General features: G+C 37.3%; 6 protein-coding genes and 1 pseudogene. 3 read left to right on the top strand and 4 right to left on the bottom strand.

Annotated elements, in window-relative coordinates:
• Positions 1 to 79: 79 nt before the first annotated feature.
• The 4 genes from pdxK to AS180_RS20500 all read right to left on the bottom strand — a co-directional run bounded on the left by pdxK (position 80) and on the right by AS180_RS20500 (position 4,060).
• Positions 80 to 904 carry a pyridoxine/pyridoxal/pyridoxamine kinase gene (gene pdxK / locus AS180_RS20510; protein ID WP_025910301.1) on the bottom strand — a complete coding sequence of 275 codons (825 nt, stop codon included), beginning with the start codon at positions 902 to 904 and terminating at the stop codon, positions 80 to 82.
• A 272-nt stretch (positions 905 to 1,176) separates the two neighbouring features.
• Entirely contained in the window at positions 1,177 to 1,320 is a 144-nt protein-coding gene (locus tag AS180_RS22990) for a hypothetical protein (RefSeq protein WP_156413524.1), read from the bottom strand.
• Between the two features lie 118 nt (positions 1,321 to 1,438).
• Positions 1,439 to 2,572 (bottom strand): alanine dehydrogenase, encoded by a 1,134-nt coding sequence (ald, locus tag AS180_RS20505; protein WP_025910300.1) that lies wholly within the window; start codon positions 2,570 to 2,572, stop codon positions 1,439 to 1,441.
• Between the two features lie 240 nt (positions 2,573 to 2,812).
• A complete protein-coding gene (locus tag AS180_RS20500; RefSeq protein WP_025910298.1) occupies positions 2,813 to 4,060 on the bottom strand; it encodes a PucR family transcriptional regulator in 1,248 nt (415 codons plus the stop codon).
• A 229-nt stretch (positions 4,061 to 4,289) separates the two neighbouring features.
• Here AS180_RS20500 and AS180_RS20495 point away from each other — a divergent pair, with 229 nt between their 5' ends.
• From AS180_RS20495 to AS180_RS20485, 3 genes and pseudogenes are all read left to right on the top strand, one after another.
• Positions 4,290 to 5,699, top strand: coding sequence for an alanine/glycine:cation symporter family protein (locus AS180_RS20495; protein ID WP_025910296.1), 1,410 nt, complete (start codon positions 4,290 to 4,292; stop codon positions 5,697 to 5,699).
• A 180-nt stretch (positions 5,700 to 5,879) separates the two neighbouring features.
• Positions 5,880 to 7,292 carry an NADP-dependent phosphogluconate dehydrogenase gene (gene gndA, locus AS180_RS20490; protein ID WP_025910295.1) on the top strand — a complete coding sequence of 471 codons (1,413 nt, stop codon included), beginning with the start codon at positions 5,880 to 5,882 and terminating at the stop codon, positions 7,290 to 7,292.
• A gap of 199 nt (positions 7,293 to 7,491) precedes the next feature.
• Positions 7,492 to 7,704, top strand: a pseudogene (locus AS180_RS20485) (IS5/IS1182 family transposase); the annotation flags it as partial.

Raw genomic sequence — 7,704 nt, 5'->3', positions numbered from 1 at the left:
CAAAAAACCTGAACGATTAAAAGTGAGAAACTCTCAATCGTTCAGGTTTATCATTGGCTGAATTACTTATGTCCCAGCCTCAATTTGTTATTAACACATTTTTACGACGATAAGCACTGTGGTTTGTTGGACCTACGTATTGGTTTAATGGGAAAGAATGGCGAATTGCTTCAGTAATAAACTCTTTAGCTGTATAAATAGCTGATTTTACATCATTACCTTTGGCTAATTGTGCTGTAATCGCTGCAGAGTATGTGCAGCCAGCCCCATGAGTGAAAGTCGTTTGGATTAGTTCAGATTCTAACAGTTCAAATGTTTGGCCGTCATATAGAACGTCTACAGCCTTATCGTGATTTAGTTTACTTCCGCCTTTAACTAATACAAACTGTGCACCTAGTTCATGGATTTTTTTCGCAGCTTCTTTCATTTCATCAATTGTTTTAATAGCTCCAATGCCGCTTAGTTGTCCTGCTTCAAACAAGTTTGGAGTAACAACCGTTGCTCTTGGCACTAATACATCGCGTAGACTAACTGCTGTTTCTGGGTGTAATACTTCATCTTCCCCTTTACACACCATAACAGGATCAATTACTACATTTTTAAGAGCGTGCTCATCAATTACTTTTGCTGCTAGCTCAATAATTTCAACTGAGCCCAGCATGCCTGTTTTAAGAGCCTGCACACCTACGCCTTTTACAATGGTATCTAACTGTTTGGCAACAGTTGATGTTTCTTGTGGAAAAACATTGTGTGACCAGCCGTTTTCTGGATCCATTGTAACAATTGTAGTAAGAGCGGTCATGCCATAAACACCTAACTCTTGAAATGTTTTTAAATCGGCTTGAATACCTGCACCACCACTAGTATCTGAGCCAGCAATTGTTAGTACTTTATTCATACTCATGGAAAATCTCCCTTCAATCTAAGCTATTTATTTTCTTCTATTCTAGCGCTTTTATAGTAGAGATTCAATTTACAAAATTAAACTTTTTAGAATTAAGAATAACTATTCAATGAGAGGTAATAATATTTTACTAATATATAATTCAAAAGGGAGGAATAGGAGGGTGAGAGATGATGGATGTTTTCTTTGAATAATTTGTTATAAACAACAAGAGTTTGGGACATAACAAAATGATTGCTTCTAAAAGACGAACACTAGCTGTTCCCATCTCTTTAGTTTGTCTCAACACGTTCATTCCATTGCGCTACGGTCACTCGCTTTCCGCGGGGAGGAACCTGAGCTTCCTCGCTGCGCTTTGGGATCTCCGTTTTCCCTCTCTTTCCCGCAGGAGTCGAGTGTCCTACGCTCCATTCCACCCTGTTTCCAACATTGTTTTCACAGTCAACAAAAAACCTGAACGATTAAAAGTTATGAACTCTCAATCGTTCAGGTATAGTAGATGCTGAACTACTTATGTCTCAGTCTCTTGATTTATTAAATAGAAGTTAATTCTTTGTTTAAAGCAACTTCAACCGGTACATAATCATAGCCTAGGTCGCGTGCAACTGCTTCATACGTAATTGCGCCATTTGCTACGTTTACACCTAATTTAAGTGCTGGGTTTTCTTGAATTGCTTTATAAGCACCTTTAGATGCAATTTGTAAAGCGTATGGTACAGTTACGTTTGTAAGAGCAATTGTAGATGTACGAGGTACTGCACCTGGCATATTTGCAACAGCATAGTGAACTACACCGTGCTTTTCGTACGTTGGTTGATCGTGAGTAGTGATATGATCAACTGTTTCAACAATACCACCTTGGTCAATTGCTACGTCAACAATAACAGATCCTGGTTTCATTGATTGTACCATTTCTTCTGTTACAAGCTTAGGTGCTTTTGCACCTGGGATTAACACAGCGCCAATCAATAAGTCTGCTTGAGCAACAGCATCAGCGATGTTATAAGGGTTTGAAACCAGCGTATTGATTTGGTTTCCGAAAATGTCGTCTAATTGACGAAGGCGTTCAGGGCTTAGGTCAATAATTGTTACATCTGCACCAAGTCCGATTGCTAACTTAGCAGCATTTGTTCCAACAACACCGCCACCAATAATTGTTACTTTTCCGCGGCTTACTCCAGGTACGCCAGCTAATAGAATTCCTTTACCGCCGTTTGATTTTTGTAAGAATTGAGCACCGATTTGAGAAGCCATGCGTCCCGCTACTTCACTCATTGGTGTTAATAATGGCAACGTTCTGTTTACTGCAACTGTTTCATATGCGATAGCCGTGACACCTTTATCTTTAAGCGCTTGTGCTAAAGTAGGTTCTGCAGCTAAGTGTAAATAAGTAAATAAAATTAAACCTGGGCGGAAATAATCATATTCGCTAGGTAGAGGCTCTTTTACTTTCATGACCATTTCAGCTTGAGCCCAAACGTCAGCAGCTAATTCAACAATTTCTGCTCCAGCTTTCATGTAGTCTTCATTCGTAAATCCACTTCCGATTCCTGCTTCTGCTTCTACTAAGACACGATGACCTGTACCAACAAATGATGCTACTCCTGCAGGCGTAATCGCTACACGGTTTTCGTTGTTTTTAATTTCTTTTGGTACACCAATAATCATAATATGTTTCCTCCCTTAAAATAGACGAAATCTTATTTCTAGCTACAGTATATAAAAAACTTCTTTCTTTTTCTTTGTCAGGAAAAAAGAAATCAATCGTATTATTTTGTGAAAACACACAAATGGAAGCGTTTACTATTTTGATTTTTCTGATTATTTGTTAGTTGTTCTGACATAGGTTGGGTCTTTTGGTCTATCAATAAGCAAAGAGCCATCCTATATGCAGAATGGCTCTTTTACTTAATTTGATGGGTTATTTTTATATTTTTGTAATTTAATATCTAAATAAAGCGTAATTTTTTGGTTTGTATCTTTTAAGTTAATATCACCAATCTCTGAAATACGCTTTAAACGGTAACTTAAAGTATTAATGTGAACGTTTAAAACTTTAGCAGCATCGTTAATGTTGTTGTCTGAATCTAAAAATACTTCGAGTGTTTCCACTAAGGTACTATTGTGGCGCAAATCATACTCGTTTAATTTAGCTAATGAGTAATTTTCAAAGTGATCTTGCGTTCTTTTCTCTAGCAGTACATCTAAAAATTGATAGATCCCTAATTCTTGATAGCCTGCGATGTGGGCCGTTTCTTTCGGGAACTTTCTCTTAATGTTCAATACGTTTAGTGCTTCATTGTAACTTTTGGCGATATGATCATAAGAAGAATACATGCTGCTAAAGCTAGCTTCAATTTGCTCAATTGAGAACCTTTCTTTCATTGTATCTTTAAAGAATGTTACAAAATCATGCTGATCTTTTAATGGAGTTAAAATTGAATCCAAAGAAAGGAACAGAATAAGATCATTGCAATCAATTGTATATAGAATAATTTTCAAACGATGCATGGTTTTTAGTAAATAAGAAATTTGGCGTTCAGATTCTGGCATAATATCTTCCTGAAATCGAAATACTGCAATTGAAAAAGACGTGGGTGGAGTAATTTGCGCATCATAAAAAGCTTGCGTGATATCCTCTTTTGACTCCATATGTCCTGTGAGCAGCTTCCAAAAAAACTCTTGTGAACGTTCTTCGCGCTTATATTTACGAATTTGAAGTTGAAGTAATTTATTGCGAAGTACGGTAGCAGCTTTTTTTAATAGAAGTAACTCTTCTTCATTTAAGGTTTTATCGACTTCTACAGCCCAAATAAAACCTAATACTTCGTCGTTTTTCCAAATTGAAATAGCTACACGATTCCCTAGTCCAATTTCATTGATATTTTCAACGCGAATAGGGTCATCCGTTTTTAATAATTGAGGAATAATACCTTCTTTCCACAAGTTATTAATTACTTTCTCGGGTACGCGTCGACCGATAATCGTTGCGATACGCGCCTGATCTGTCCGCTCGTCATGCGTACTATATGCCAAAAGACGGTGGTTCGAATCTTCAATAGTAATTGGGCATTGTAAAACTTCACTAATACGGTCTGCAAACTCTTCAAGTGTGTCAAAGTTTTCCTTAAATGGATCTCGAATCGGTTTGTTCATATTAAATCCCTCTTTAATAAAAATAATTACATATTGATTTATCATAAATCTTTTGATAATCTTTTGACTATTGATTAAAAACATTTTGTGAAAATAGACAAAAACAAACTATCCTTTTTAATGATTTTAACAAAAAAACTTGTCTGAGAAAATGTTAAAATTATATCAGGGAATCATTTATTAGAGCTTATTTAGAATGTAAGCGCTAACAGATGGGGAGGAAGCATCAATGGACATTCTAGATATTTTAGGGAAAATCAATGGAATTCTTTGGGGAACACCGAGCTTAATTCTTTTATTTGGGACAGGCTTATTTTTAACCTTTGCATTAAGGGGTTTACAGTTCCGTAAGTTGATGTATGCGTTCAAATTAGGATTTACAAAAGAAAAAGAAGAAGATGCAAAAGCTGAAGGTGATGTAAGTAATTTTAAAGCCTTGATGACAGCTTTGGCTGCAACAATTGGTAACGGTAATATCGCTGGTGTAGCCACGGCTATCACGTTAGGTGGCCCAGGGGCAATCTTCTGGATGTGGATTGTAGGTTTACTGGGTATGGCTACAAAGTACGCTGAAGCATTATTAGCAATGAAATTCCGTGTGAAAAATGATAAAGGTGAGTACTCAGGCGGTCCGATGTACTATGTGGAAAAAGGGCTGGGACCGAAATTTAAAATTTTGGCTATCGCATTTGCTCTTTTTGGAGCCTTTGCAGCATTAGGTATTGGAAACAGCGTTCAGTCTAATACCATTGCAAGCGTTGTAGATGAAAGCTTTGGTATTAGTGGAATTGTGACGGGAATCGTATTAGCGGTTTTAACAACTCTGATCATCTTTGGTGGTATTCAACGCATTAGTACCGTAGCAGGGTTTTTTGTACCGATGATGGCTTTACTATACATTGCAGGGTCATTATTAATTATTTTCTTAAACGTTGATAAAATTATTCCATCATTTGCATTGATTTTCGAATATGCATTTTCACCAGTAGCTGCAACAAGTGGATTTGTTGGTATCGCGGTTTCTGAAGCAATTCGTAGTGGGGTATCACGTGGAATCTTCTCAAATGAAGCCGGTTTAGGAACAGCAGCTTTAATTGCAGGAAATGCTCGGTCGGATCATCCGGTTAAACAAGCCCTTGTAGCGATGACGGGTACATTCATTGTCACCATCATCGTTTGTACGATGACGGGGTTAGTACTAATTATTACAGGCTTCTGGGATCCAACAGGAGGTGCTATCTCTGGTGTGGCGCATAATGCCAACTTAGATGGCGGAGCTTTAACTTCAGCAGCCTTTGCGTCGTCCTTAGGTCAAATTGGTGAATATATTGTTGCATTTTCTGTTATTTTTTTCGGATTCTCAACAATTGTAGGTTGGTATGTATACGGAGAAAAATGTTTTGAATATTTATTTGGTACGAAAGCAACAGGTCTTTATCGTACAATTTATGTAGCGGCTTGTGGCCTTGGAGCAGTAGCAAACTTAACGGTTGTTTGGGCGTTTGCAGATATGGCAAATGCGCTGATGATGATTCCAAACTTAATTGCTCTTGTGTTGTTATATAAGGTTGTTGTTCATGAAACAAACGATTATTTTGAAAATCATTACAAAGTAGCAACAATGAAAAAAGCAAGCTAATATTAAAAAGCGTCTGCATAAGCAGGCGCTTTCGTTTTTTTTTTAATACAACCATGGTACTATACAAATATGTATAATAGATGATATGAAGGTTGCTGCATTCTAGCTTGAATGTTTTTATGTGGTTCAGTTAAGATTAAAGTGACTAATTCATATTAAAAAACGAAGGGAAGAGAGAACATGACAAAGCAACAAATTGGTGTTATTGGCTTAGCGGTTATGGGGAAAAACCTTGCGCTAAACATTGAAAGCAGAGGCTATTCAGTATCTGTTTACAACCGCTCACCGGAGAAAACAGAAGAGTTTTTAAAATCCGAGGCAGAAGGTAAAAACTTTGTTGGTACATACAGTGTCGAAGAGTTTGTTAATTCTCTTGAAAAACCACGTAAAATTTTATTAATGGTTAAAGCTGGTGCAGCAACAGATGCAACAATTGATTCATTAAAACCATACCTTGAAAAAGGTGATATTTTAATTGACGGTGGTAACACATTCTTCCAAGATACAATTCGTCGAAATAAAGAATTAGAAGAGCTTGGTATTAACTTTGTTGGTACAGGCGTTTCAGGTGGAGAAGAAGGTGCGCTAAAAGGTCCTTCAATCATGCCTGGTGGTCAAAAAGAAGCTTACGAGTTAGTAGAGCCAATCTTAAAGTCTATCTCTGCTAAAGTAAACGGAGATGACTGCTGCACATACATCGGACCAAATGGTGCGGGTCACTATGTAAAAATGGTTCATAACGGAATTGAATATGGTGATATGCAACTGATTTCTGAAGCGTATTTCATTATGAAAAACGTTTTAGGTTTAGAAGCAGATGAATTACATGAGGTATTTGCTGAGTGGAATAAAGGAGAGCTAGATAGCTATCTTATCGAAATTACAGCTGATATCTTTACAAAAAAAGACGACGAAACAGGCAAGCCGCTTGTTGATGTGATCTTAGATACAGCAGGACAAAAAGGTACTGGTAAATGGACAAGCCAAAGCTCATTAGACTTAGGTGTGCCTCTACCAATCATCACAGAATCTGTATTTGCTCGTTTTATTTCAGCAATGAAAGAAGAGCGTGTAAAAGCAAGTAAAGTATTAAGTGGTCCAGAAGCAACTTCTTACGAAGGCGATAAAACAGAACTAATCGAAGCAATTCGAAAAGCGCTATATATGAGTAAAATTTGTTCATACGCACAAGGATTCGCTCAAATGAAAGCTGCGTCTGAAGAGTATGATTGGAATTTACAATATGGGGATATTGCGATGATCTTCCGCGGTGGTTGTATCATTCGTGCACAATTCCTACAAAAAATTAAAGAAGCATACGATCGTGATGCAGACTTAACAAACCTATTGTTAGACCCATACTTCAAAGACATCGTAGAAGGATATCAATCTGCGCTTCGTGAAGTTATTTCAATCGCGGTTAAGCAAGGTATTCCAGTGCCAAGTTTCTCAAGCGCGTTAGCTTACTATGACAGCTACCGTACAGAAACACTGCCAGCAAACCTTTTACAAGCGCAACGCGACTACTTTGGAGCTCATACGTACCAACGTATTGATAAAGAAGGCGTATTCCACACTGAGTGGTTAAAATAAGAAGAATAAATAAGAAAGGGGATTGCTGTTGAAAGCAATCCCTTTCTCTATTCGACAAAGGACTTGTCGAATAAAAACGCAGCGAAATATTCGCTGCGTTTTTCAGGCTGTTGAGAAACTTTGTTCTCAACAGCTTTTTTATGTCTGTCTTTTTTTATCAGTGGTAACACTGATAAAAAAAGACTGGAGTTGATGAAACATGATGGGTGCACTTAAAAATCATCGAGATGAACAAGTGATGGTTTCTGTAGAAGATTTAGTTCCTGCCAATCACTTTTTGCGTACAATTGAAGCGACAATTGATTTTAGCTTTATTGAAGAAAAGCTTCTTCCTTATTATTGTGAAGACAATGGACGTCCTTCCATTCATCCCATTACGCTATTCAAAATGATGTTTATTGGTTACTTTTAT

This window comes from Priestia veravalensis (genome assembly GCF_001457055.1).
In the GTDB taxonomy this organism is placed as follows: Bacteria; Bacillota; Bacilli; order Bacillales; family Bacillaceae_H; genus Priestia; species Priestia flexa.
This window is presented reverse-complemented; position numbering and strand designations above follow the sequence as displayed.